Origin of the sequence: Halobacillus sp. B23F22_1 (assembly GCF_043497005.1) — a bacterium.
Classification (GTDB): domain Bacteria; phylum Bacillota; class Bacilli; order Bacillales; family Halobacillaceae; genus Halobacillus_A.
In genome coordinates, this window is sequence record NZ_JBIEKE010000001.1 from 421076 (window position 1) to 444421 (window position 23346).

Sequence of the window (23346 nt, forward strand, 5' to 3'; positions counted from 1 at the left end):
TATGAAAAAGCTCGCTCCTTCTTTTCAGGAGCGGGCTTTTTTCGTGAAAAAAGGAGTTTTTATATGAATAATGAGTTATCACAATTACTGCAGGAAGTGAACAGAAGGGAAGACGAGCTGCTGCGATTATTAACTGATTTGGTAGCATATCCAACTTTAAGTCCACCTGCGCGAAATGCTGAGAGTGCACAAGAGTATGTCGTTCATCAATTGAAAGAACTCGATTTTACGATTGATTCCTGGGACCTTTACCCTGGAGATCCAATCGTGGTAGGTACGAAGAGGGGCAGACAGGAGAGTCAAGCCAAAAGTCTCATCATCAATGGCCATCTTGATGTAGCAGCTATCGAAAAGAATGAGAACTGGGCGTATGACCCGTTTGAATGTAAAGTGACGAAAGATAAAGTATTTGGACGCGGAGTAGCCGATATGAAAGGTGGGATGGCCGGGGTTCTGTTTGCTATGAAGCTGCTTCACGAAAGGGGAATTGAACCTAATGGAAATATTTATTTCCAATCTGTCGTTGGCGAGGAAGTGGGAGAAGCCGGGACTAAGTCTTGTTGCGAAAGAGGCTATCAGGCTGATTTAGCTGTGGTCGTAGATACAAGTGATTGTAATATTCAAGGGCAGGGAGGCGTAATTACAGGATGGATAACCGTTGAAAGTCCTCACACGTTTCATGATGCAAGCAGACGTTCTATGACCCACGCTGGCGGGGGACTGCATGGGGCGAGTGCGATTGAAAAAATGATGAAAGTGATTAATACTTTGCAGGATCTTGAAAAGCACTGGGCGATAACTAAATCTAGTCCCGGTTTTCCCCCGGGTTCAAACACGATCAACCCAGCCGTTATTGAAGGAGGACGGCACCCTGCATTCGTAGCAGATCGATGCAGACTATGGATTACGGTGCATTATTATCCTGAAGAACATTATGAGGAAGTGATCCGTGAAATTGAAGATTACATCACTTATGCAGCAAAAGCCGATCCCTGGTTAAAGGACCATCCCCCTCAATTTTCTTGGGGTGGCTCGTCAATGATTGAGGAGAAGGGGGAAATCTTTCCTGCCTTTTCAGTAGACACTAGTCATAACGGGGTTCAAAGGTTAGCTGAAGCTCATCATTTTATACATGACGTCCCGGTAAGCTATTCAATGTCTCCGACTGTAACAGATGGAGGATGGTTATCAGAAGCAGGCATTCCAACAGTTTTATACGGGCCGGGCACACTAGATCAAGCCCATGCTGTTAATGAATCACTTGAAAGGAAACAGCTTCTGCGATTTACGAAAACGATGATTGCTTTTTTATTTGACTGGTTTCAACATTTAGAAAGAAAGGATGAAACATAATGTTTACTGATAGACTTTACGAAAAAGCTAAGCCGATATGGGATCAGTATCTCGAACACCCTTTTGTGAAAGGTATTGGTGATGGAAGCTTAGAACTTGAAAAGTTTAAGTTCTTCATGAAACAGGATTATTTATATTTAATTGATTATTGCCGGGTTTTTGCTTTAGGAAGTGTAAAAGCAAATCAATTAAAAACGATGACGATGTTTGCGGAGATGCTGCATTCTACATTGAATGAGGAAATGGAACTTCATCGAAGATATGCAGAAAGAATTGGAATTGGCCGAGAAGAACTGGAACACACACAACCCTCTTCTACGCTTCTAGCCTACACAAGTTACATGCTGAACAAGGCGCAGCAGGGGTCAGAAGCGGAGGTTGCAGCCTGTGTACTAGCCTGTGCGTGGAGCTATAATGAAATAGGCTTAACATTGAATCAAAAAGAGGGAGCTAGTGAACATGAGTTCTACGGGGATTGGATTAAGATGTATGCATCAGATGAATTTACTGACCTTGCTGAAAATATGAAACAGCTTATGAACCAGCTTGCTGATGATAAGCCAGAACGGGAAAAAGCTCACCTTGAAGAAATTTTTCTTCATACGAGTAAATTTGAATACTTATTTTGGGAGATGGCAGAGACGATGAAAATGTGGAAGGATGATTCGGATTTTCACGAGTGACCTGGCATCCCTGCCATTCATTTTTAAAATGAAATAACATGAACAATGTGTGATAAAATTTAGAAAATGTTCGTGATTTCACCCATGAACCCTTGATTTTTCTTAAGGTATGACGCTAGAATAACTGTAAAGCAAAACGTTCAGGAGGGGTTACATCGTGTTTGGAGCACCGAATCAGAATTATGCTAAAACAATAATGTTATTAGGAGCAGGAGAACTAGGAAAAGAAGTAGTTTTAGAGGCTCAACGACTAGGGATAGAAACTATAGCCGTTGATCGTTATGATGGAGCACCTGCCATGCAGGTGGCTCATCGTTTTCACGTGACTGATATGCTCGACGGTGAAAAATTACGCGCGGTGATCGAACAGGAGAAACCAGATTTAATAGTTCCTGAAATAGAGGCCATTGCGACAGCAACACTGCTGGAATTAGAGCAGGAAGGATATAATGTCATCCCGACTGCTTACGCCACCCAACTGACGATGGATCGTGAAGGTATCCGACGTCTGGCAAGTGAAAAATTACAACTTCCGACAGCTAAATACGAGTTTGCCAACTCACTGGATGAACTAAAAGAGGCAGTTGCGACCATTGGTACCCCTTGTGTAATTAAACCAATTATGAGTTCTTCGGGAAAGGGGCAAAGCCTATGTCGAACAGAAGCAGATATGGAGCGTTCTTGGGAGGAAGCCATTAACAGTGGACGGGGAAACAACACCCGCGTAATTGTAGAAGAGTTTGTTCATTTTGATTCGGAAATTACGCTGTTAACAGTTCGGTCTTCAACGGGTACATTTTATTGCCCTCCGATTGGTCATCTTCAACAGGACGGAGATTATATCCAATCATGGCAGCCTCATGTAATGAGTGAGGAACACATAAAACAAGCAGAGTCAATTGCGAAAGAAGTTACCGATGAGATTGGTGGTTACGGGGTCTTTGGAGTAGAACTCTTTATTACTTCAGACGGGGTTTACTTTAGTGAAGTGTCTCCAAGACCGCACGATACAGGCATGGTAACATTAGTAACACAGGATTTATCAGAATTCGCGCTTCATGTGCGAGCGATTTTAGGATTACCGATTGAAGATGTAGAGCTTGTATCTGCAGGTGCAAGCTACGCAGTCAAGTCAATGATTGAGTCCAGGGACTATCAAATATCCGGTGTTGAAAAAGCTTTAGAAGTTCCACACACTCAGTTACGCTTATTTGGAAAGCCTTCTGCCAAGTTAGGCCGCCGCATGGCAGTGGTACTTAGTAAAGGTAATGATATTGAAAATGCTTGCAATCAGGCGAAGGATGCAGCATCCCGTATGGAAGTAGTAAATAGGGAGTATGCAGACAAAAATTAGTTGAACGGTTTAATAGAGCGGGCAGATCTGAGCGGACAGATTGGGCCCGTTTTTGTGTCTCTGTAATTTAGTTATAAAATACTTCTATAGGGGTAAATAACAATAGAAGAACAATTTCCTTTTAACAAGGGGTGTAAGTGTTCTATATGGAAGTTAATCGCAACAGATAATTTTTTCCTTACTGTGCGATGATATATTGATTTTTGTAGAAGAATAGAAGTGGGTATCACATGACAAACCAAACAAAGGAGATAAGATGATAAAGAATAAAGAAATAGGTTGGAATTATGATAACAGCTATTCTCGTCTTTCAGAGACATTTTTTGAAAGTATTGATCCATCCCCTGTAGATTCACCAAATTTAGTCATTTTTAATCACTCATTGGCCGAATCTTTAGGGTTGAATGCAACGCATCTGCAAAGTCAAGAAGGAGTAAACATGCTCGCTGGAAATGAGGTGCCAGAAGGTGCACGGCCGATTGCTCAGGCATATGCCGGCCATCAATTTGGAAATTTTACGATGCTGGGGGATGGACGTGCAGTGCTGATTGGCGAACAGATTACGCCCTCTGGTGAACGTTTTGATATTCAGCTTAAGGGGTCAGGGAGAACACCGTATTCTCGCGGGGGCGATGGCCGAGCATCCCTGGGACCGATGCTGCGTGAATATATCATTAGTGAAGCCATGCATGGCCTTCGTATTCCTACGAATCGGAGTCTCTCAGTAGTAACAACTGGAGAGTCTGTGAGGCGTGAAACCGAGCTGCCTGGGGCCGTTTTGACTCGTGTGGCTGCCAGCCATCTTCGTATAGGTACTTTTGAATATGTGGCAAGGTGGGGGAGTGTAGAAGAGCTTCGCACGCTTGCTGATTATGCAATTCATCGCCATTATCCTGATATTGAAGATAATGAGGAGCGCTATCTTGCTCTATTTGAAGAAGTGGTTAAGCGTCAAGCTTCACTGATTGCAAAATGGGAGCTTGTCGGCTTTATCCATGGGGTGATGAATACGGATAATATGACGATCAGTGGTGAAACCATTGATTATGGCCCGTGTGCTTTTATGGATGAATATGATCCGAAAACGGTATTCAGTTCCATTGATGTGCAGGGCCGATACGCTTATCAAAACCAGCCGCCGATTGGGCAATGGAACCTTGCTCGCTTTGCAGAAGCTCTATTGCCGCTGCTTCATGAAGAACAAGAAAAAGCGGTAGAGCTGGCCGTAGAAGCCCATTCGAAGTATGAGAAGCTCTATCATGATCACTGGATGGAAGGGATGAGAGATAAGTTAGGTATTCATAATGAAGAAGAACAGGACGAACCTTTAATTGAAGACCTTCTTCGTATTATGGAAAAGCATCGTGCTGACTTTACAAACACATTTCGTGCTTTAACTTTAGATAAACCTGAAAACACGCCAATGAAAGGCACGACTGAGTTTAGTAATTGGTATAATCAGTGGCAGGCGAGATTAAGTCGTCAGGATGCCTCAAAAGGTGAGGTTTCTCAATTGATGAAAAAATCGAATCCAGCGGTTATTCCTCGTAATCATCGCGTAGAGGAAGCACTTGAAGCTGCCGTAGCAAAAGAAGATTACAGTGTGATGGAACGGTTGATGAATGTACTATCAGATCCCTATGCGTATTCACCTGAGCAAGACGAATACGCTGAATTACCCGAGCCATCCGGTCAGCCGTATCGAACGTTTTGCGGCACTTGAGGAGAGAAGTACCTGTTCCTTTTAGGAAGCAGGTACTTTTTGTTCAAGGAGCCTGTTCATTTTTCAATAGGGTCTATTCTATTGGGAAGTTTTAGAAAAAACGGTGGAGGGTAATCTCTTTAATACGCTGCTATTTTTTGAGGAGGAAAAAGGAATGAGCAAAACGATTTTTATAACCGGCGCAGGCACAGGTTTAGGCAAAGGAACAGCGATCGGCTTAGCGAAAAAAGGCCACCGTGTGATTGCGGCTGTTGAAATTATTTCACAAATTACAAGTTTACGTGAAGCGGCTTCGGCAGAGGGTGTTGAATTAGAAGTCATTAAATTAGATATTAAGAGCAAGCGTGACCAACAATTGATTGACGAGTACGACTATGATGTCTTTGTAGCTAATGCAGCTATAGGCGAGGGCGGCCCGATTGCTGAAATTCCAGTCGACCGTGTTCGAGACGTTTATGAAACAAATGTATTTAGTACGCTTGAAAATGCTCAGATTGCTGCGAAGAAATTTGTAAATAAGAAACAAGGCAAAATTATTTTTCTAAGCTCAATTGTTGGCATCGTTGGTATGCCTTACTTGGGCGCCTATGTCTCTTCAAAGCATGCGATTGAAGCGATTGCGAAAACGATGAAAGCCGAGCTTGAAGAATTTGGTGTGCAGGTAGCTACGATTAACCCCGGACCGTTCGAAACCGGCTTTAATGATCGGATGTTTGAGGAGAAACATAAATGGTACGACGAAAATAAAAACTTTACGCCTAGAGAATCGATTGCAGAAACCGAGCAGATTCTTGACCAGCAGTATGATCCACAGAATATGATTGATAAGATGGTAGAAGTCATTGAAGCCGATCATCATGCTTTCCGTACAGCGTATCCTCAAGAAGCAGAGGATATGATGAAAGAGGAAGAGAAGAAAAATTGGGAAGAAAAGGTATAAGCTGGTGACTAACACCCTTAGTAAAAGGACGAGGAAACGTCCTTTTACTAAGGTTTTTTTATGATGAATGAAAACAATGGATAAACAGATATCTTTTTTTCCTCGAGGGTATTTGAAATAATTCATATTGAACTAGTACAGAGGGGGACGTAAAATGAGTAATACAAATAGATCTACTGAACCATTATTTCAAACATTTACGAATAAAAAAATAAAACTGCCAAATCGCACAGTAATGGCACCAATGACCCGTGGATTCTCCCCTGAAGGGATTCCCGGAGATGATGTAGCAGCCTATTACCGGCGTCGAGCTGAAAACGGAGTAGGCTTGATTGTTACTGAAGGAACAGGGATTAATCACCCGGCTTCTGTATCAGGTGCTAGTATTCCAGTTTTTTATGGAGAAGACTCATTGAATGGATGGGCCAATGTGGTAGATCAAGTTCATAAAGCTGGCGGAAAAATTGTCCCACAGCTTTGGCATGTGGGGATGACCCGTGAAAAGGGAGATCTTCCAAATCCAGAAGCATTGCCTGTTGGACCATCTGGCCTGAACTTGGATGGAGAAAAAGTAACTGAGTCAATGACCGAGGAAGAGGTTGTTAAACTGGTGGAAGCTTACGCTCAAGGAGCAGCTGATGCAAAACGACTCGGTTTCGACGGGATTGAAATTCACGGAGCGCATGGTTATTTAATTGATCAGTTCTTCTGGGAAAAAACAAATCAGCGTAAAGATCGTTATGGAGGAGACATCGTTGGACGAACTCAATTTGCAGTTGAAGTGATCGAAGCGTGCCGACGGGAAGTAGGGCCTGATTTCCCAATTATTTTCCGATTTTCCCAATGGAAAATGAATGAATTCAAAGCTAAGCTTGCTGAAACGCCGGATGAATTGGAGCGGTTCCTGCAGCCTCTAGTAGAAGCAGGGGTAGATATTTTCCACTGTTCTACCCGTCGATTTTGGGAACCGGAATTCGAAGGTTCTGATTTGAATCTAGCAGGTTGGACAAAGAAACTAACGGGCAAGCCTGTAATTTCTGTCGGATCCGTTGGACTTGATGGAGAATTTACAAGCTTCTCCGGTGCTGACACAACCAGTTTAGATGGCCTTATTAAAAAGCTTGAGGAAGAGGAGTTTGACCTGGTAGCTATTGGACGTTCTTTATTAATGGATCCTGAGTGGGTAAAGAAAGTGGATGATGGCAGAGCCGATGATTTATTACCCTTCAATAAAGAAGCACTACAAAGGTTATACTAGATTTTAATAGGCTAACACCGGTAATCTATAAAAAGCAGGTATACCCCAGTTAACGTTATTGGCGGGCTGCCTGCTTTTTTATAAGTTGATTGGACGTTTGTTTAAGTTCGGACCCACCCAAAAGCATTTCTTAATTCCTCTTCAATCAACATCCAGGCTTCTTCAGCCTTTTGTTTCGGTCCTAAATGTGTAAAGGCATGGGAGCAGTTTTTAAACTCTTCATGACGGACTGGTACGCCTGCCTTCTTTAATTTCTCTGCATATCTTCCCGCCTCTGGGTTAAAAGCATCACACTTTCCAACAACGATTAGCGCATTGGCTACCCCTTCTACATTTTCAGCACATACGGGCGATGCGAAAGGATGCTCAGCTTTTTTTGGGTCTGGCACATAACATTTGTTTAAAAAGTTTGCCACCTGGGGGAATTTCGCTCGCCTCGGGTCGGGCTCTGGTTTGTCTGCATGGGGAGTGACGAAATCGAGCAGCGGATAGCAAAGTACCTGAAGGGCAGGTTGAGGTGCCCGTCGCTCTTTTAATAATAAGCAGAGAGCAGCTGCTATGTTAGCTCCTGAACTTTGCCCGCCCACAGCTATTCTTTCAGCATCGATGCCGAGAGAGCCGGCATTTGCTCTGAGCCATAGAATGAGTTCATAAGCCTGCTCAACAGGGTCTGGAAAAGAATGCTCCGGGGCCTTGGCGTAATCAACATTTACTACGACACTGCCAATGTGGTTTGCTAGCTGCCGGCAGTAGGGATCATCCATTTCTTTATCGTTCATAATAAAAGCTCCACCGTGAAAGTTCATATATGCGGGAAGTTTCTTATCAGAAGGTTCTAACGGATAATAGCAGGAAATGTATGTGTCTTTTATGCTTGTTTCGATCATGATTTCTTTAATTCCTTTTACTTCTTGGTGAGGTACCATAGGGGATTTTTTTTCCTGATTGGGTAAAAGGCGAAGTGATCTTGCAACAATATGAGTAAACATGGACATCCCTCTTTTTTATTTTACGTTTACCCCTTAACCTGACAATGTAATCAGAACTGCACCTTTGAATGTTTTTTGCGTTGGGGAGCAGAAAAAAGGGTACATGCATATCAAATACATAGATTTTGTGATAAAACTGAAAAAGTATGAGGTGAATCGAGATGTGGTTTATGATTGCGGCTGTTACAGTTACGCTTTTACTTTTTGGGAAGAGGGTTTCTTTTCCTATTCAAAAACAGAAAACCACAGGGTCGTATTCAATTATTATCCCTGCCCGAAATGAAGAAAAAAACTTGAAGCGGCTGCTTTCATCCATTCTTGACGAGGAAAATGAAGATAGAGAAGTGATCGTAGTGGATGATCAATCGGAGGATCGAACGCGAGAGACTGCCGAAGCCTATGGAGTAAAGGTCATAAGCAATCCTCCTTTGCCTGAAGATTGGATGGGAAAGTCGTGGGCGTGCTATAACGCTGCTAAAGAAGCTGAAGGTAATTCTTTAATATTTCTTGATGCGGATACGTGGTTCTCTCCCGGCGGTCCGAATAAGCTCATTCAATACTTAGAAACAAAGGGAGATGACGTTTTAATTACGGTTCATCCCTATCATTACATGAAATCTTTTTGGGAAAAGTTATCCTCTGTTTTTCATTTAGTGGTATTTGCTTCATCAGGAATTACCACGATCTTTAGAGATCAAATAGGTACAAGAGGAGGATTCGGTCCTTGCTTACTCATTAATGCTAACACCTATTGGGAATTGGAAGGTCATCACGCCATTCGCAGTGAAATTGTGGAACACCTTGCGCTGGCAAGACGCGCTGAATCAAAAGGTGTTAAAACGTATGCGTTTAGTGGCAAAAGGGTCGTCAATATGCGTATGTATGAAGCCAGCCTGAAAGTAGTTATAGATGGATGGTCGAAAAGTTTTGCCTCAGGAGCGAAAACCGCATCGCCGTGGATGACTGCAGCGAATATTGTTTGGATTACATCTATTATTTCTTACCTTATAAATGCGCCTAAAATAGGCTGGTGGGGTGTAGGTGGTTATCTTCTCCTTGCTTGCTGGCTTTACCGGGTCCTTCAGGATATTGGGAATTTCCGCTGGTATGATGCTCTTCTTTTTCCTTTGCATTTTACCTTTTTTGTTGTTGTATTTATATATTCGCTCTTGAAGACTTTTTTGTTTAAGCAAACGACATGGAAAGGCCGCAATATATCAGGAAAAAAGTAATGGATTCATTTCCTGTAAAAAAGTTGGAGAAAAACCGAGGCCACTGACTCACTTGAAATTAAACGAAAAGCGGTCTGCAGGGAAAATAAATTCCACACAGACCGCCTTATTAAATTTCTACTTTTCAAAGTCAGTGGCCTCGAATAAACGCGTGTTTTTCTACAGCTTATGCTCCTGAATATCTTCTTTATTTAAGTTGAGTGCGTTCGTTAACCTGCTCTTTTATTTTCTCCGGTTCAAATTCTTTTAGAGAGGAAGATTCAGGCGGAAAGGGTGTAAATTCCTCATGCCTTTTTAATTCGGGGTGAGTGTGTTTCCCTGAGGACTTATATCTTATATGAAACTCTTCTTGAAATTCAGGGACTTCTTGGGTTGGAGTAGACTGTTTCATACCAGATATCCATGTTTCGAAATTATAAGTTCCTCTATCAATAATTTCACAAAGATCTTCAAGGGATAAGGTTAATTCTGTTAAACAATCCAATCCATTCCTTAAAATAATACCTCTTTCTTTGGCTTTCTCAATAGAATGTTCCAACCTGTAAGGTGTATCTTGATAATGAAATTCAATAAAGCAGCTGCTGCGATCCCAATTAAAATTAAAGTCTTCAATCTTTAAACGCTTGATCACCCTTATTAGCTTTCTTTCGCAAATATATTGTTCTTTGTGCGGCATCCACTTGTATAAAGCGTTCTTAAACATACCTCTTTTAAGCATTTTATTCACCTTCCTGTTTTGTAATTAATTTGAGAGCCGTAACCTTATACTTAATGGTTTCTACAAAAAAATTAAAAACCCTGTTTTAATCGTTTTACAATTACTGATAATTTTTTGCAAATTGATCTATGATTCGACTTTTTACCAAACAAAAAGATCAGAGCTGATTTAGCTCTGATCTCCAGGCTGTGGCAAAAGGGGGGAATATAAGTTTATAGTTTGGTTCTTATAGTATGGAGAAAAGAAATAAGATAAAGCGCTGCTTACCGCAATGCAAGACGGAAAACTTCCTCGGTTACTGCGACCTGGGAGGATTCACGTCCCGCAGAAGCAGGCAATCCTTTCCTTTTATATTTAAAGCCATACTCTCGGAACCTTTGGAAAAGTAACTCTTAAACGTCACTGGTTTAGTGGTCATTTATCGAAAAAGAGCAAAGCTGATTTATTGTCGCTTATCGGGATAGGAAAGTGTTTTCGCACAAGTGCTGGTGACAGTTGCCTGCCAGAATTAATAGAAAATCTAAGGAGCGGGGCCCCTTCCACTCCTGCGGAAGAACGAGTGAGCCGAGATCACCGAGCGTGGGTTTCGCGAGGAAGCTCGGGCGCTCGTCCGCGGAAAGGGAAGGGGTCTTCGCTCCTGGCGGCAAAAAAGCTTGCGGAAAAACAGGGGTTTCTCCACAAGTTGAGCAAAGCTGATTTAGCTTTGCTTTTTTCGCGTAGTAGTATGCTTTATTAAATCTCTTCATAATAAGTATGAACGAAAGCAATGATGGTCCCAAGCGTCTGTCCTTTAAAGTCGTCTGATACAGACTCTCCGTTTGGGTGACTGTAATAAAAGGCTTTTACCCCTTCATTATAAGTAAACCCGAGAATCTTAAGTTTTTCTTGAAGCTCCCCAGGCAGTTCTGTTAAGCTGGTTTGCTCCGTAAAGTAGGCAGTGGGATACACCCAGACATCTACGTCAGTTACTCCAGTATGAACAACGAAAAGATCACGTTCATATTGAGAGATCCATTGTTCTTTAGAAAAGAGTGATACGCCTGAACTTTCCAAACCAGCAATGCCATCTAAATTAATCCCGAAGATTCCATTGATTAGAGACCTTATGTCTGGCCCAGAAATCTTTTGTCCAAATGATTGCATATATAAATCCATTACTTCTATTTTTGAAAGGTTCATGAGATACTCTTCATTCACTTTGGGTGAATGAAGCACTTTTTTTGACACCTTTCACAATTTCCTCCGGGTAACCGTTAGCATTGCCTGCTCCCAGATCAGACACAGCCTCCAAATCAATACCGTAGATTTGGTAGATGATACGGCGGCTTTCTGCAGGTGAGACCTTTTTTCCGTAATGATCTAAGTAACTGTCCATCACATCGACCTTACTCATCGTATTGATCGTCATGAGTGCTTCAGAGATAGAAAGAGGGCCTCGTGCCTTTTTTCTTAAGGTCTTATACACACCGTCTACAATTTCTCCTGGATATTTGGCGTCTTCTGCATTCTCTTGGGCCAGCTCATGCTTCCAGCTTGTCGCCTCAATTTCAATAGGTGTTGGGGATATTGCAAGCATTGCTCCAATTAGAAGAACCGCTGCCACCATGACTAGCGGCTTCTTACAATTTTCTAATAATAACTTCATCGTTCACCCTCCAATCATTTACATGAGGTTTTCGTCTGCAAGTAAGCTCTAAGGTTTATATCGGTCAAAACTCCTGGATGTGAAAGCTTATTAGATTATACGAGGGGTACAGACGAATTAAGAGGGTGTACAAAATCCTAAACAAAGAAAGATAATAAGAGATATCCTGCGGCAGCAACACCCGCAGCAATTAATGCAGGCTTTAACTTAAATTTTGCATACTCTATCGTATTTAAATTTAAAATGCCTGCAGATGTATTCGTGTCATCGCTTAAAGGAGAGGAAAAAGCACCGAATGTGCCGCTTGCGAATACGGCACCGATCGTAATAGGAAGTGAGCCTCCGGCTGTAACAGCAATGGATAGGGCAACCGGCATAAGAATCCCCCACGTGCCCCAGGCTGAGCCAATGAAATAAGATAACCCACATCCAACGACAAAAATCACGACAGCTACAAAGTTTCCGGGGATCCAATCGAACCACTTAGAGATGGTATCCGCAAACTCAAGGGCTTCAGTTCCTTTACTTAACCCCCACACCATTGCAAGTAAAAGAATAACGTTCATCATGTCGTTTCCACCGTCTATTAAACCATCCATCATGCGTTTTAAATGTTCTTTTTTGAACTTTAAATAGACGACAAACCAAACGATGGTGACGACAACCGCTAAAACCATGGCGTCTAATACACCATCATTAATTAAAGCCCCAAAACCAGACTTGCCATTTTCTACCCCTACTGCATACATAAAGATGAAGGTCAGGGCAATGACACTAAAGAGAGGAATGATTAAGTTCCATGGTTTAGCAGGCAGATCGCGCATTACGGCAGGGTGGCAGTCCTCCCATTGATCGTCTTCTTCCTCTTGTTTTTCTTCGGGTGTTTTTTCTTTATCATTCGCTGACTTTTTACTCTTATGGAAAAAACTCAAATAAAATCCAAGAATCAGCATAGCAAAGGCAAAAAAGTTAAAGGGAATACTTTGAAGGAAAAGGGTATAAGCATCTCCTGTCGCATCAGCTTGGTGTAAGGATAAATCAACCACTGAGGTCATGTACCCGACAAATGCTGTAGCAACAGGAATTAACACAACTAGTGGAGTAGCAGTGGTTTCAATAACGAAAGCGAGCTCTTGTTTAGCCATCGGAATTTTCTTGCGCATAGCCTTCATGACGGGGCCGATTGTAACAATTCGAAAGCTTGGAGCAGCAAAAGTACCTACGGAAGAAACCCATGTCAAAATAAAAGCTCCACGTTTATTTTCAATTCGTTCTGTGGCAGCTTTGACAAAACCTTTAATACCTCCTGACATTCGCACAAGGCCAATTAATGCAGAAAAAGCGTATAAGAAAATAATAATTTTTAAGTTGCTTTCATCCGATAATCCTTCCATTATGAACTGCAGCGTTTTGATCATTCCATTAAGCCAGTGGGGATCAACAAGGTATCCAGCGACAATTACTCCAAATAATAAACTGGGGATCACCTGTTTTGTCCAAATTGCGGCAATAATTACAACAATAAAAGGAATGATTGATATAAAGTCCATGTTGCCACCTCTTCCATAGCTCTTCTACTTCATTAGCTTGAGTGAAGAGGGGGAATAGTATGCATTTGAATAGTAAAAAAGCTAGAAGGATACCTTCTAGCCGTTTGGGTAGTCGCAGTATTCAATTATGGTACCCTCTGTATCCGCGGGGTTTAAATATATTAATCGTCTGCCGTGTTTATTCGTCCGACGCGTATCCTCCATGACTCGAATGCCTTGTTCTTTCACTTCACTAATAGCAGCATCTAAATCGTCTACCCGGTAGGCAATATGATGTACTCCCTTGCCTTTTTGCTTAATAAAGCGGGCGATAGGGGAAGTTGTATTATTGGTCGGACATAATAGTTCGGTGCGGTCACCTTCAACGTCTAAGATTGCAATTTCACTTTCCACACCTGGGGCTTCGCTGCGGTAACGGTCGATCATAGTGGCTCCTAAAACATGAATATAAAAGTCAACGGCTTCATCAATTTGACGCACAGCCACACCTATGTGATCGAGAGTTTTTTTCATAAAAACAGCTCCTTTTTAAAGTGAATTATTTTTCATTATAAAAGATTTCTATTATTTTTTGTTCGAAAAAGGTTGTAAAACGCTTTCATTATATTTATACTAAACTAAATCGATTTACTAAACCGATTTAGTATAAAGTTTGTAATGATTTGGGGTAGTAATTATGAAAACTGTGACAATGGCAGATGTAGCTAAGCAAGCAAACGTTTCCAAAAGTACCGTTTCTCAGTATTTAAATAAACGCTATGACTATATGGGGGAGAAGACGAAACTTAGAATTGAAGAAGCTATCAAAGAACTTGGCTATCAGCCTAATATTGTAGCAAGAAGCCTAAAACAGAAATCGACAAAAACGATCGGTGTCATTGTGGCAAATATTCTGCACACTTTTTCTACGGAAGTGAGCAGAGCCATCGAAGATGTGTGCCACTCTTCGGACTTTCACACGATTATTTGTAACGCTGATGATGATCCTGCAAAAGAAAAAAAGTACATTGAAATGTTAAGAGCTAAGCAAGTTGACGGGCTAATCATTTTTCCAACAGGAAATAATCGAGATTTATATAAAAGAATGCTTGCCGAAAAATACCCGGTTGTATTCTTAGACCGGCCAGTAACAGACATACCTGTTTCCTCAGTAATGCTGAAAAACGAGAAAGCTGCTGTGCTGGCAGTCAATCACTTTTATGAGAAAGGCTGGCGAAGAATTGCTATGATCACTGCTTCAATAGCGGATAATGTCTCGCCGCGAGTTGAAAGGATAGAAGGATTCAGAAAAGCCCACCATTCTCTCGAATTGGATGTTATTGAAGAATATGTGAAGAGCGTGGAGCCTCATGAAGTGAAGGATACTCTTTTAGAAATGTGGCAAAAGGACAATCCTCCAGAGGCGATATTAGCGGGAAATGATCGAGTGTTAAGAGAGGTTTTAACATTTGTTAAAGAAACTAAGCTTTCGATTCCTGAAGACCTTTCTATAATTGGGATTGATGACGTCCCCTACGCTGATTTTTACAATCCGCCATTAACAACGGTAGCGCAGCCGACCTTTCAAATGGGGAAAAAAGCAGCTGAGGTCTTGCTTGATAAAATTCATAAAAAACAGCCAGAAGATGACCGCCCTGATGACCGGTTTGAACCTCAATTAATTCCACGTGCTTCTGTAGCAGTTAAAGGGGGAGATCAATAATGGATAGAGATGTAATAACGATCGGGGATGCAATGGTAACATTCAATCCTTCCCATCATGGGCCAATGCGTTTTGCGACATCATTTGAGCGCAAAGCAGGCGGAGCAGAATTCAATTTTGCAATTGGGTGTGCTCGTCTTGGGTTGAAGACGGAGTGGATCAGCAGACTAGGAAACGATGAATTTGGTAAATTTGTTCGTAATTTTGCACGTGGAGAAGGTATCGACGTAACGAATGTGAATTTGTTGGACGGCTATCCTACTTCATTAAATTTTAAAGAAATCAACGAGGACGGAAGCGGAAAGACCTTTTATTATCGAGAGAATTCCCCTACAAAAGCATTAACGGAAGCTTCTTTTACCGAACAAACATTTACTGACTGTAAACTGCTTCATATTAGCGGCGTATTTGCAGCGATAGATCCTAGTAAGAATATCCCGCTGTTAAAGAAAGCTGCTGCTTTGGCGAAAAATGCAGGGGCTATAGTTTCTCTGGACCCTAATATCCGTTTGAAGCTCTGGAGTAAACAACAAGCAAAGTCCAGCCTAACCGAGCTGTTAGATTATGTCGATGTACTGCTCACCGGTGATGAAGAAGCTGAGCTCTTATTTGATACTCATGATACTAAAAAAGTGATAGAAATCTGTAAATCCTACGGCATTTCAACCATTGCTATAAAAAAAGGGGAAAATGGAGCTGTGGCATATCATCAAGGAGAAACCATACAAGCGGATGCGATCCCTCCAAGTAAAGTAGTCGATACAGTAGGAGCAGGAGACGGATTTGACGCAGGTTTTGTTTATGGATTGCTGCAGCAGTGGCCGCTTGAGCGAATCCTGCAAATGGCTAATGTTATCGGGTCAATGGTCGTCAGTGTTACAGGAGATAATGAAGGCTTACCCGAACTTGAGAGTGTATTAATAAAGCTTGGAGAAAAGGAATTAATCGAGAGGTGAGAATATGAATCTTCAAATTGCGCTTGACCGGTTGTCGGAAGAAGAATGTTTGACGATTTTAAGTGAAACAAACGGGTACGTAGATTGGATTGAAGTCGGAACGGGTGTGATTAAAGAGTATGGAATGGAGATCGTACGCAAGGTTAGAAACCAATATCCGAACGCCACAATCGTAGCCGATATGAAAACGTGTGATGCAGGATCGCACGAAGCTGTACAGGCATTTGAAGCAGGGGCAGATATTACGACCGTGATGGCTTTTTCTGCAGATCAAACCATCGTAGATATGATTCATAAAGCAAAGGAATATAACGGTCGCGTTATGGTCGATCTGCTAAACGTAAAGGATCCGAAAAGAGTAGAACAGCTCAGTTCCTTAGGAATTGACCTGGTAAGTCTTCACTTTGGCAAAGACATGCAGCAAAACGGGGCACTGGACCATACTTTATTTGAACTTATAAAGGACTCCCCTCAATTAGAAGTTGCGGTTGCGGGTGGGATTAACCTTCAGTCATTACCTGCCATTATTTCACACCAACCGGACACCGTAATTGTAGGCAGTGCTATTACTAAAGAGAAATACCGTAGACAAGCAGCTAAACAAATGAAGGAGGTTATCCTTTCGTATGAAACAAACAATACACACAGTTAGTTATGAAGTGAGTCAAGTGCTTGCTAATGTAGACGAGGACCAAGCGGTAAAAGCAGCTCAATCGATTGAAAACGCGGAAAGAATTTTTGTTACAGGAGAAGGACGCTCTGGATTAATGGGTAAAGCTTTTGCCATGAGGTTGATGCATGCAGGATATGAAGTGTATGTTACAGGTGAAACGATCACTCCGAGTATTCATGAAGGAGATTTATTACTAGCGATCTCAGGTTCGGGTTCCACAGGATCAATTTGTCAATTTGCAGAAAAAGCTAAGGGTCAAGGTGCGGTAATCACAGCTGTCACTACGAATGCTGAATCACGGCTGGGAGAAGTTAGTGACCATGTGCTCGTAGTTCAAGCTGCTACGAAGAAGAGGCTCCCTGAAGAGCCTGAGACGATTCAGCCTCTTGGTAATCAATTCGACCAATCTCTTCATTTACTTTTGGATGCTGTGATTATTTATGCTGTTAATCAATCAAAGAAGACAAACAATGATGAAATGACGAACCGTCACGCAAATCTTGAATAGGAGGAATATAGCTATGCATCAATTAGAGCAAGCCAGAATCATTCCTGTAATACGAAAGGCAAACGAAGATAATATACTCCCTATTGCCGAATCTCTTTACGAGGGTGGCATAAAGATCATTGAAATAACAGCTGAAACACCAGGTGTTGAAGCATTAATAAGAAAAGTGAGAAATAGCAGTCTTGATATTTTGGTAGGCGCAGGAACTGTGTTAGATCCAGAAACAGCAAAATCTGTTATTGGGGCTGGTGCACAGTTTCTCGTCTCCCCAACTTTAAATAAGAGCGCCATCCAAATGGCTAACCGCTACGGCATACCTTTTGTCTGCGGAGCTCTGACACCTACTGAAGTGTTAACAGCATTTGAAGCAGGAGCGAAGATGGTTAAAGTTTTTCCTGCGGGCTCAATGGGACCAGACTATATTAAGAATATACGTGGTCCGCTGCCGCAAATCCCGATTATGGCTACAGGAGGTATTCACTTAGATAACCTAGAGGAGTACTTTAATGCCGGAGTGCAGGCTGTCGGTATAGGGAGTCAGCTTGTAGCAGCAGATCAATTAACATCGGATGAAGATTATCAAAGGTTAACGATAGAAGCTGAACGTTATATTCAAAAAACCATTAAGTTTTCCTTTTTATGAAAGCGTGTTCAACAAGTGGAGGAGGGAGTTTACATGAAAAAAACGGTTTGGCTGGTCATTATCTTGGCTTTGCTCGTTCTTAGTGGCTGCAGTCATGCTGCAGGAGGTCCGGATGATGACGATGGAAAGATTAAGATTATTGCTGCTCATAATCAGACTTCTCCTGAGAATCCGTACCAATTCGGCATGAAAGAGTTTAAGCGTGTGGCCGAAAAAGAATCAAACGGGGATATAGAAGTAGAGGTTCATGCAGGTACTCTAGGTACTAGTGAATCAGAATTAGTAGAGAAGCTTAAGCTCGGAGGAGCGGATCTTGTGCTCGTTTCTCCAGGATTTATGTCTCAAACAGGAATTAGAGAAATAGACTTATTCGCAATGCCTTACATTTTCGAGGATTATGAGCATTGGGAACAAGTGGTTGACGGTGAAGTAGGGGAAGAAGTAGCACAGTCCATTCAAGAAAAATCAGACGGTGATTTTAAAATGATGGGATATTGGAGCGCAGGTGTTCGTCATTACTATGGTGGAAAACCTTTAGAGTCGATAGATGATTTAAAAGGAATGAAGTACCGTACCCAAACTTCCGGAGCCATTGCTGAATACTGGGAAGCCGCAGGAGCCGTTCCAACGAATGTTTCTTGGGGTGAACTGTATCAAGGTCTGCAGCAAGGGATCGTGGATTCATCTGAAAACTCATATCCTTACTTTGTTCAGCAAAACCACCATAAGACAAAAAACGGAAAATATATTACTGAAACTGCACATGATTACACCACACGTTTCTTGCTCATGAACGGAAATAAGTTTGATGAATACACCGAAGAACAGCAGGAGATTGTATTACAAGCAGCAGAAGCAGCTGTAGAAGAAGAACGCAGAGTAGACATGGAACAAGAAGAAGAGTACAAAGAGTTAGCCATTGATGAAGGGGCTGAAGTAAATGAAATCGACCGTGAACCGTTCATCGAATTAGCAGAACCTTATCAAGAAAAATTGGCAGAGGATATTGGACCTGGTGCTGTTAAACTTCTAACAGAAATAAAGGATTTAAAAGATTCACCATGATTGTAACAAATGGACGCTTTTAAGGAGGAGAGCAGGGTGTTTATTAAACTACTGGAACGTACTCAACTAGCTGTAGGAATACTGTTCCTCATCGTATTTTTTGTCACCATTGTGATACAAGTACTGACTAGATTCATGGGGGTCTCTGCGATTTGGACCGAAGAAGTAGCGACCTACTCATTTATTTGGTCGGTTTTTATGGGAGCGGCCGTAATGCTTAATAAGAGAGATCATTTTCAGTTTGATTTGCTCCTTAATAAGCTGAAAGGAAAAAAGAAGAAGTCACTATATTTGTTTAATGACAGCATCTTATTGCTATTTACTGTAACGCTATTTATTTTAGGCATAATGGTGGTAAATAGTTTTTGGAACTTTAGGTGGGAATCACTCCCTGAAATGAAGATGGGATATGTATGGCTTTCTATACCAACCATGGCAGGAACGATGGTCATTTATACAATTGCTCATATGCTTAACAACGTGAAAACATTTAATAGAGAGGAGTCTGCCTGATGATTGGTCTGGTATTGGTGGGGCTGTTTATTTTATTAATGATATTAGGGATCCCTATCGCCTTTGTTATAGGAATCGTAGCTTTGCTGGGATTTATGAATATTCCATACACCCCCGAAGCTTTAATGCCTGTGAAAATGTTAAACGGTTTAGACTCCTTTGTTCTATTATCTGTACCGCTGTTTATATTGGCAGCTAACCTAATGAACAGCGGACAGATTTCTCAAAAATTAATAGATTTTGCTCTTTCGGTTGTAGGACATATAAGAGGGGGATTGGCTCATGCCAACATTCTAGTATCCATGTTATTTGCCGGTATATCAGGAGCGGCACAGGCAGACACGGCTGGTGTAGGAAAAATTCTAATCCCTAATATGAAGAAACAAGGGTATGATAATGCCACTGCTGTCGGAGTAACGGCAGCTTCATCCACTATAGGGGTCATTATTCCGCCGAGTATTCCCATGATTATTTTTGCAGGATTAACAAATGTTTCAGTAGGAGCATTGTTTCTTGTAGGAATTATTCCAGGAGTGTTGATTGGCGGGGGAATGATGGTATTGATTTATATATTGGCTAAGAAACGAAATTATCCAGTATATCAACGAGCTTCTTTCCGTAATTTTATAAAACAATTTCTTGATGTCATACCGGCTTTATTTACGCCGATTATTCTAATCGGCGGTGTTGTATCGGGGATATTCACTGCTACAGAAGCAGCAGCTTTTGCCTCAATATACACAATAATAATTGGAATGTTTTATTATAAGACATTAAAAATTAAGCATTTTTCTAAGATTTTAGTAGATACGCTTACGTTAAGCTCCTTGTCTTTATTCGCACTTGCAGCAGCAAATGCCCTTGGTGAGTTGATGAGTTACTATCAACTTGCTTCGTGGACAGAGCAGTTTTTTGCTAGTTCGGTAGATAGTAAGTGGATTTTTCTACTGATTATCATTGCTTTCTTCCTTTTTGTGGGCGCCTTTATGGATGCAATTCCAGCAATGATTTTATTTGTGCCTGTCATCTTACCCGTAGCTGAGAGCTTCGGAGTGGACCCTCTTCTATTAGGCATTATTACGATCATGACATTAGCAATTGGGTTAGTGACGCCTCCTTATGGATTATGTCTGCTTCTAGCTGCGAAAATTGGCAAGCTGCCAATCGAACGATCATTTGGCGCTGTAATGCCTTATATAGCTATTGTTTTAGTCGTATTAGCCGTTATTTCATTTATTCCTGGAGTAGCATTCTATATTCCTGAGATGCTGAGTCCAGGTATGTTTTAGATAAAGCAGCCAAGGGACGTATCGTCCCTTGGCTGCTTTACGTCTCTTTACTCCTGTAGTCATTATGATAGCCTGATAGGAGATGTTTTCCATATTTAGTAACAGGAGTGAACGAGTTGTTAAAAATTCTACTACTAGCTTTAATGCTCATAGGATTGTTTAGTTTGTTTAATAGGGAGAGGCCAAAGCTGAAGTACTCAGCTTACTTTTACTTTATCTCGCTATCGATGGTATTTATGACAGGATTGTTTTATATATCTGCCAGTTACCAGCTATATGATCGTCCTATGGAAGGCGGTTTTTCAGCTCTCTTTGAGTGGGTGCTCATTTTTGGTTATGCTTTTATAATCCCAACGATCCTCTTCTTGTTTTATAAACTTTATAAGTGGAAGCCGGATTTAAAAAACCTTTTCGTTATTAAAGGAGCAATCGTGATTACGATTGCGGGGTGCGGCTACGTTTCATTACTCATCTTTATCCTTTCTTTTTATGGGTTTGCGCCTTGAAAAGAAGAGGAGTTTGTTTAATCGTGACGAATTAGTTAGAGAGTAAATTCGATGATTGGAGGAAATGTTATGTCTTTCCTTGAAAGATCAGTAATTATTAAGAAACCGTTAGAAGAAGTTTTTCAAATCGCAACAGACTTTACAAAAAGTCCTAAAATCATGGATGCGGTTGTCGAAGTTAAACCTTTAACAGATGGCCCTGTACGTAAAGGCTATCAATTTAGAGAAGTGCGGGAAATTCGAGGGAGAAAGGCAGCCTCTACGATAGAAATTACCGATTTCGAGCAAAATAAATCCTATACTGCAAGCAGTGAACAGAACGGACTCGATCTCCGATACCACTACACCTTCGTAGAAACGACAGAGGGGACGAAGGTTGAATTTGTAGGAGAATTGTTTACGAAAGGGATTCGCAACAAGCTGGCTCAGCCACTGATTAAGAAAATTATTAAAAAAGAAGATGAAAATCATTTACATCTCTTAAAAGAGTTTATAGAGCAAGAGAGTGACAGTGGCAACTACTGAAAGAGAAATGTTATAATAAAAGAACGGTAATGTGCGGAAACAGGTCTCGCTTTGAAAGGGGACCTCTTTTTTATTAATCGTCACCTTACGAGAAGGAGATTAAAAATAATGACTAACAACAATACACCTGCATGGCTGCAAGAAATGCTGCCATTTGCTAAAACAGCTTGGAAGCAATCGCAATTCTCCCAGCCGACCACGATTCAAAATGAAAGTATTCCTTACGTGCTGAAGGGCAGAGATGTCATTGCAGAAGCACCTACGGGAAGCGGGAAGACCCTTGCTTATCTGCTGCCCATGCTACAAAGCATTGATACTAAGAAAAAACACACCCAGGTACTTATCCTCGCCTCTTCTCATGAACTTGTCATGCAGATTCATCAAGAAGTACAAACTTGGTCGAAAGACAGTGGAGTTCAAAGTGCGACGCTAATTGGCGGAGCAAATGTAAAACGTCAAATCGAAAAATTAAAGAAGAAACCTCAGCTTGTTATTGGGACCCCGGGACGGGTGTACGAGCTGATGCAAAAGAAAAAATTAAAGGCTCATGAAATTAAAACGATCGTTTTAGATGAGGCGGACCAGCTTCTCGTACCAGAGCACATAAAAATGGTGCAAAATATTATTAAAAGCACCTTGAAAGAACGCCAGATCTTGTTGTATTCCGCAACTTTGCCTGAAGAGGTAGAGAAGACAGCTTCCGAATTTATGAAGTCGCCGGAAATTGTACGGGTTAAGGAAGAAGCACAGAAACCGGAAGTCGAGCATTTGTATATACCTTGTGAAGATCGTGAAAAGGTGGAAGTATTAAGAAAATTAGCACACACGGATCATTTTAAAGGACTAGCGTTTATGCGCGATATTGGCAATTTAAACGTATATGCAGAAAAGCTTCGATTTAAAGGAATTGAGCTTGAAGTTCTTCATAGTGATGCTAAAAAAGAACAGCGTGCGAAAGCTTTAAGAGGATATCGTAACGGGGAGTATAATCTGCTCCTTGCGACGGATGTAGCGGCAAGGGGAATTGATATCCCGGATATTACCTGCATTGTTAACTTTGATGTTCCTAAAGACTTTTCAGCGTATGTTCACCGGGCAGGCAGAACAGCAAGAGTTGGTTCCTCTTCAGGAGTCGTGATATCTCTTGTTAATCCTGTGGAAGAAAAAAGATTAAAGAAAATTGCACGTGACCATGATTTTCATTTAAAGAAAGGTGAAGTCATCAAAGGCAAACTGCGGTACCGCTAAACGAATCTCTTTATCATTAGAATAGTCAAAATACGAAGTCTCCTCAGGAAAGAGGTCTTAGCTGAGACTGTCGTGAAGTATTCACTCTGTAAATTCTTTTAAACATGAATCATCCGAACTGATTTCAACAGAATCGTTCGGATGATTTTATGTTTTTATTTAGTTCTCAAGCCTGTAATTGTTTTAGATACAGGGTCGAAAGGGAATAGTAGAAATAATTGGTGGCAGTACCATAAGTTTTTATCATAAAATGAATGGAAATCCTCTAGACGT

The 23346-nt window shown here is 41.4% G+C and carries 24 protein-coding genes; 18 read left to right on the plus strand and 6 right to left on the minus strand.

Annotation, left to right across the window (positions count from 1 at the left end):
* Positions 1-63 precede the first annotated feature (63 nt).
* The 6 genes from ACGTNH_RS02100 (at position 64) to ACGTNH_RS02125 (ending at position 7311) form a co-directional block, all read left to right on the plus strand.
* On the plus strand, positions 64-1353 hold the full coding sequence (locus tag ACGTNH_RS02100) for an acetylornithine deacetylase (RefSeq protein ID WP_394584684.1): 1290 nt from the start codon (positions 64-66) through the stop codon (positions 1351-1353).
* Entirely contained in the window at positions 1353-2036 is a 684-nt protein-coding gene (gene tenA, locus ACGTNH_RS02105) for a thiaminase II (RefSeq protein ID WP_394584685.1), read from the plus strand. Before ACGTNH_RS02100 ends, tenA begins: the two co-directional genes overlap by 1 nt.
* Positions 2037-2193: 157 nt before the next feature.
* Positions 2194-3390, plus strand: a complete 1197-nt coding sequence (gene purT, locus ACGTNH_RS02110) for a formate-dependent phosphoribosylglycinamide formyltransferase (RefSeq protein ID WP_394584687.1) — start codon at positions 2194-2196, stop codon at positions 3388-3390.
* A 256-nt stretch (positions 3391-3646) separates the two neighbouring features.
* Positions 3647-5113: a protein adenylyltransferase SelO gene (locus ACGTNH_RS02115; RefSeq protein ID WP_394584688.1), complete on the plus strand. Its 1467-nt coding sequence runs from the start codon at positions 3647-3649 to the stop codon at positions 5111-5113.
* A 154-nt stretch (positions 5114-5267) separates the two neighbouring features.
* A complete protein-coding gene (locus ACGTNH_RS02120; RefSeq protein WP_394584689.1) occupies positions 5268-6053 on the plus strand; it encodes an SDR family oxidoreductase in 786 nt (261 codons plus the stop codon).
* A gap of 154 nt (positions 6054-6207) precedes the next feature.
* The gene (locus ACGTNH_RS02125) at positions 6208-7311 is read left to right on the plus strand and encodes an NADH:flavin oxidoreductase (protein ID WP_394584690.1); all 1104 of its coding nucleotides are present in this window, start codon (positions 6208-6210) and stop codon (positions 7309-7311) included.
* Between the two features lie 101 nt (positions 7312-7412).
* Here ACGTNH_RS02125 and ACGTNH_RS02130 read toward each other — a convergent pair whose 3' ends face one another.
* Positions 7413-8300: an alpha/beta hydrolase gene (locus ACGTNH_RS02130; RefSeq protein ID WP_394584691.1), complete on the minus strand. Its 888-nt coding sequence runs from the start codon at positions 8298-8300 to the stop codon at positions 7413-7415.
* A 161-nt stretch (positions 8301-8461) separates the two neighbouring features.
* Here ACGTNH_RS02130 and ACGTNH_RS02135 point away from each other — a divergent pair, with 161 nt between their 5' ends.
* The gene (locus ACGTNH_RS02135; RefSeq protein WP_394584692.1) at positions 8462-9532 is read left to right on the plus strand and encodes a glycosyltransferase family 2 protein; all 1071 of its coding nucleotides are present in this window, start codon (positions 8462-8464) and stop codon (positions 9530-9532) included.
* Between the two features lie 187 nt (positions 9533-9719).
* Here the strand turns inward: ACGTNH_RS02135 and ACGTNH_RS02140 are convergent, their stop codons facing one another.
* The 5 genes from ACGTNH_RS02140 to ACGTNH_RS02160 all read right to left on the minus strand — a co-directional run bounded on the left by ACGTNH_RS02140 (position 9720) and on the right by ACGTNH_RS02160 (position 13958).
* The gene (locus ACGTNH_RS02140) at positions 9720-10208 is read right to left on the minus strand and encodes a hypothetical protein (RefSeq protein WP_394584693.1); all 489 of its coding nucleotides are present in this window, start codon (positions 10206-10208) and stop codon (positions 9720-9722) included.
* 774 nt (positions 10209-10982) lie between these two features.
* A complete protein-coding gene (locus tag ACGTNH_RS02145) occupies positions 10983-11477 on the minus strand; it encodes a hypothetical protein (RefSeq protein WP_394584694.1) in 495 nt (164 codons plus the stop codon).
* A complete protein-coding gene (locus ACGTNH_RS02150; protein WP_394584695.1) occupies positions 11440-11895 on the minus strand; it encodes a hypothetical protein in 456 nt (151 codons plus the stop codon). The genes ACGTNH_RS02145 and ACGTNH_RS02150 overlap by 38 nt, the downstream gene beginning before the upstream one ends.
* Before the next feature lie 137 nt (positions 11896-12032).
* Positions 12033-13445: a Na+/H+ antiporter NhaC family protein gene (locus ACGTNH_RS02155; RefSeq protein WP_394584696.1), complete on the minus strand. Its 1413-nt coding sequence runs from the start codon at positions 13443-13445 to the stop codon at positions 12033-12035.
* A gap of 96 nt (positions 13446-13541) precedes the next feature.
* Positions 13542-13958, minus strand: coding sequence for a VOC family protein (locus ACGTNH_RS02160; protein ID WP_394584697.1), 417 nt, complete (start codon positions 13956-13958; stop codon positions 13542-13544).
* A 163-nt stretch (positions 13959-14121) separates the two neighbouring features.
* Between ACGTNH_RS02160 and ACGTNH_RS02165 the strand changes: the two genes are divergently transcribed.
* From ACGTNH_RS02165 to ACGTNH_RS02215, 11 genes are all read left to right on the plus strand, one after another.
* A complete protein-coding gene (locus ACGTNH_RS02165; RefSeq protein ID WP_394584698.1) occupies positions 14122-15147 on the plus strand; it encodes a LacI family DNA-binding transcriptional regulator in 1026 nt (341 codons plus the stop codon).
* A complete protein-coding gene (locus ACGTNH_RS02170) occupies positions 15147-16103 on the plus strand; it encodes a sugar kinase (protein ID WP_394584699.1) in 957 nt (318 codons plus the stop codon). The genes ACGTNH_RS02165 and ACGTNH_RS02170 overlap by 1 nt, the downstream gene beginning before the upstream one ends.
* 4 nt (positions 16104-16107) lie before the next feature.
* Positions 16108-16755: a 3-hexulose-6-phosphate synthase gene (gene hxlA / locus ACGTNH_RS02175; protein WP_394584700.1), complete on the plus strand. Its 648-nt coding sequence runs from the start codon at positions 16108-16110 to the stop codon at positions 16753-16755.
* The gene (hxlB, locus tag ACGTNH_RS02180) at positions 16730-17284 is read left to right on the plus strand and encodes a 6-phospho-3-hexuloisomerase (RefSeq protein ID WP_394584701.1); all 555 of its coding nucleotides are present in this window, start codon (positions 16730-16732) and stop codon (positions 17282-17284) included. Before hxlA ends, hxlB begins: the two co-directional genes overlap by 26 nt.
* Before the next feature lie 13 nt (positions 17285-17297).
* Positions 17298-17927 carry a bifunctional 4-hydroxy-2-oxoglutarate aldolase/2-dehydro-3-deoxy-phosphogluconate aldolase gene (locus ACGTNH_RS02185; RefSeq protein ID WP_394584702.1) on the plus strand — a complete coding sequence of 210 codons (630 nt, stop codon included), beginning with the start codon at positions 17298-17300 and terminating at the stop codon, positions 17925-17927.
* A gap of 33 nt (positions 17928-17960) precedes the next feature.
* A complete protein-coding gene (locus ACGTNH_RS02190) occupies positions 17961-18992 on the plus strand; it encodes a TRAP transporter substrate-binding protein (RefSeq protein WP_394584703.1) in 1032 nt (343 codons plus the stop codon).
* A gap of 36 nt (positions 18993-19028) precedes the next feature.
* Positions 19029-19505, plus strand: coding sequence for a TRAP transporter small permease (locus tag ACGTNH_RS02195; protein ID WP_394584705.1), 477 nt, complete (start codon positions 19029-19031; stop codon positions 19503-19505).
* The gene (locus ACGTNH_RS02200) at positions 19505-20794 is read left to right on the plus strand and encodes a TRAP transporter large permease (protein ID WP_394584706.1); all 1290 of its coding nucleotides are present in this window, start codon (positions 19505-19507) and stop codon (positions 20792-20794) included. Before ACGTNH_RS02195 ends, ACGTNH_RS02200 begins: the two co-directional genes overlap by 1 nt.
* Before the next feature lie 116 nt (positions 20795-20910).
* Positions 20911-21300 carry a hypothetical protein gene (locus tag ACGTNH_RS02205; RefSeq protein WP_394584707.1) on the plus strand — a complete coding sequence of 130 codons (390 nt, stop codon included), beginning with the start codon at positions 20911-20913 and terminating at the stop codon, positions 21298-21300.
* A gap of 69 nt (positions 21301-21369) precedes the next feature.
* Positions 21370-21825, plus strand: a complete 456-nt coding sequence (locus ACGTNH_RS02210; protein WP_394584708.1) for an SRPBCC family protein — start codon at positions 21370-21372, stop codon at positions 21823-21825.
* A 108-nt stretch (positions 21826-21933) separates the two neighbouring features.
* A complete protein-coding gene (locus ACGTNH_RS02215; RefSeq protein WP_394584709.1) occupies positions 21934-23073 on the plus strand; it encodes a DEAD/DEAH box helicase in 1140 nt (379 codons plus the stop codon).
* The last annotated feature ends 273 nt before the right edge of the window (positions 23074-23346 follow it).

What these genes read in the sequence shown, in the direction of transcription:
- ACGTNH_RS02100 (WP_394584684.1), top strand. Translation starts at nt 64, where the DNA reads ATGAATAATGAGTTATCACAATTACTGCAGGAAGTGAACAGAAGGGAA.
- tenA (WP_394584685.1), top strand. Translation starts at nt 1,353, where the DNA reads ATGTTTACTGATAGACTTTACGAAAAAGCTAAGCCGATATGGGATCAG.
- ACGTNH_RS02115 (WP_394584688.1), top strand. Translation starts at nt 3,647, where the DNA reads ATGATAAAGAATAAAGAAATAGGTTGGAATTATGATAACAGCTATTCT.
- ACGTNH_RS02120 (WP_394584689.1), top strand. Translation starts at nt 5,268, where the DNA reads ATGAGCAAAACGATTTTTATAACCGGCGCAGGCACAGGTTTAGGCAAA.
- ACGTNH_RS02125 (WP_394584690.1), top strand. Translation starts at nt 6,208, where the DNA reads ATGAGTAATACAAATAGATCTACTGAACCATTATTTCAAACATTTACG.
- ACGTNH_RS02130 (WP_394584691.1), bottom strand. Translation starts at nt 8,300, where the DNA reads ATGTTTACTCATATTGTTGCAAGATCACTTCGCCTTTTACCCAATCAG.
- ACGTNH_RS02135 (WP_394584692.1), top strand. Translation starts at nt 8,462, where the DNA reads ATGTGGTTTATGATTGCGGCTGTTACAGTTACGCTTTTACTTTTTGGG.
- ACGTNH_RS02140 (WP_394584693.1), bottom strand. Translation starts at nt 10,208, where the DNA reads ATGCCGCACAAAGAACAATATATTTGCGAAAGAAAGCTAATAAGGGTG.
- ACGTNH_RS02150 (WP_394584695.1), bottom strand. Translation starts at nt 11,895, where the DNA reads ATGAAGTTATTATTAGAAAATTGTAAGAAGCCGCTAGTCATGGTGGCA.
- ACGTNH_RS02155 (WP_394584696.1), bottom strand. Translation starts at nt 13,445, where the DNA reads ATGGACTTTATATCAATCATTCCTTTTATTGTTGTAATTATTGCCGCA.
- ACGTNH_RS02160 (WP_394584697.1), bottom strand. Translation starts at nt 13,958, where the DNA reads ATGAAAAAAACTCTCGATCACATAGGTGTGGCTGTGCGTCAAATTGAT.
- ACGTNH_RS02165 (WP_394584698.1), top strand. Translation starts at nt 14,122, where the DNA reads ATGAAAACTGTGACAATGGCAGATGTAGCTAAGCAAGCAAACGTTTCC.
- ACGTNH_RS02170 (WP_394584699.1), top strand. Translation starts at nt 15,147, where the DNA reads ATGGATAGAGATGTAATAACGATCGGGGATGCAATGGTAACATTCAAT.
- hxlA (WP_394584700.1), top strand. Translation starts at nt 16,108, where the DNA reads ATGAATCTTCAAATTGCGCTTGACCGGTTGTCGGAAGAAGAATGTTTG.
- hxlB (WP_394584701.1), top strand. Translation starts at nt 16,730, where the DNA reads ATGAAACAAACAATACACACAGTTAGTTATGAAGTGAGTCAAGTGCTT.
- ACGTNH_RS02185 (WP_394584702.1), top strand. Translation starts at nt 17,298, where the DNA reads ATGCATCAATTAGAGCAAGCCAGAATCATTCCTGTAATACGAAAGGCA.
- ACGTNH_RS02190 (WP_394584703.1), top strand. Translation starts at nt 17,961, where the DNA reads ATGAAAAAAACGGTTTGGCTGGTCATTATCTTGGCTTTGCTCGTTCTT.
- ACGTNH_RS02200 (WP_394584706.1), top strand. Translation starts at nt 19,505, where the DNA reads ATGATTGGTCTGGTATTGGTGGGGCTGTTTATTTTATTAATGATATTA.
- ACGTNH_RS02210 (WP_394584708.1), top strand. Translation starts at nt 21,370, where the DNA reads ATGTCTTTCCTTGAAAGATCAGTAATTATTAAGAAACCGTTAGAAGAA.
- ACGTNH_RS02215 (WP_394584709.1), top strand. Translation starts at nt 21,934, where the DNA reads ATGACTAACAACAATACACCTGCATGGCTGCAAGAAATGCTGCCATTT.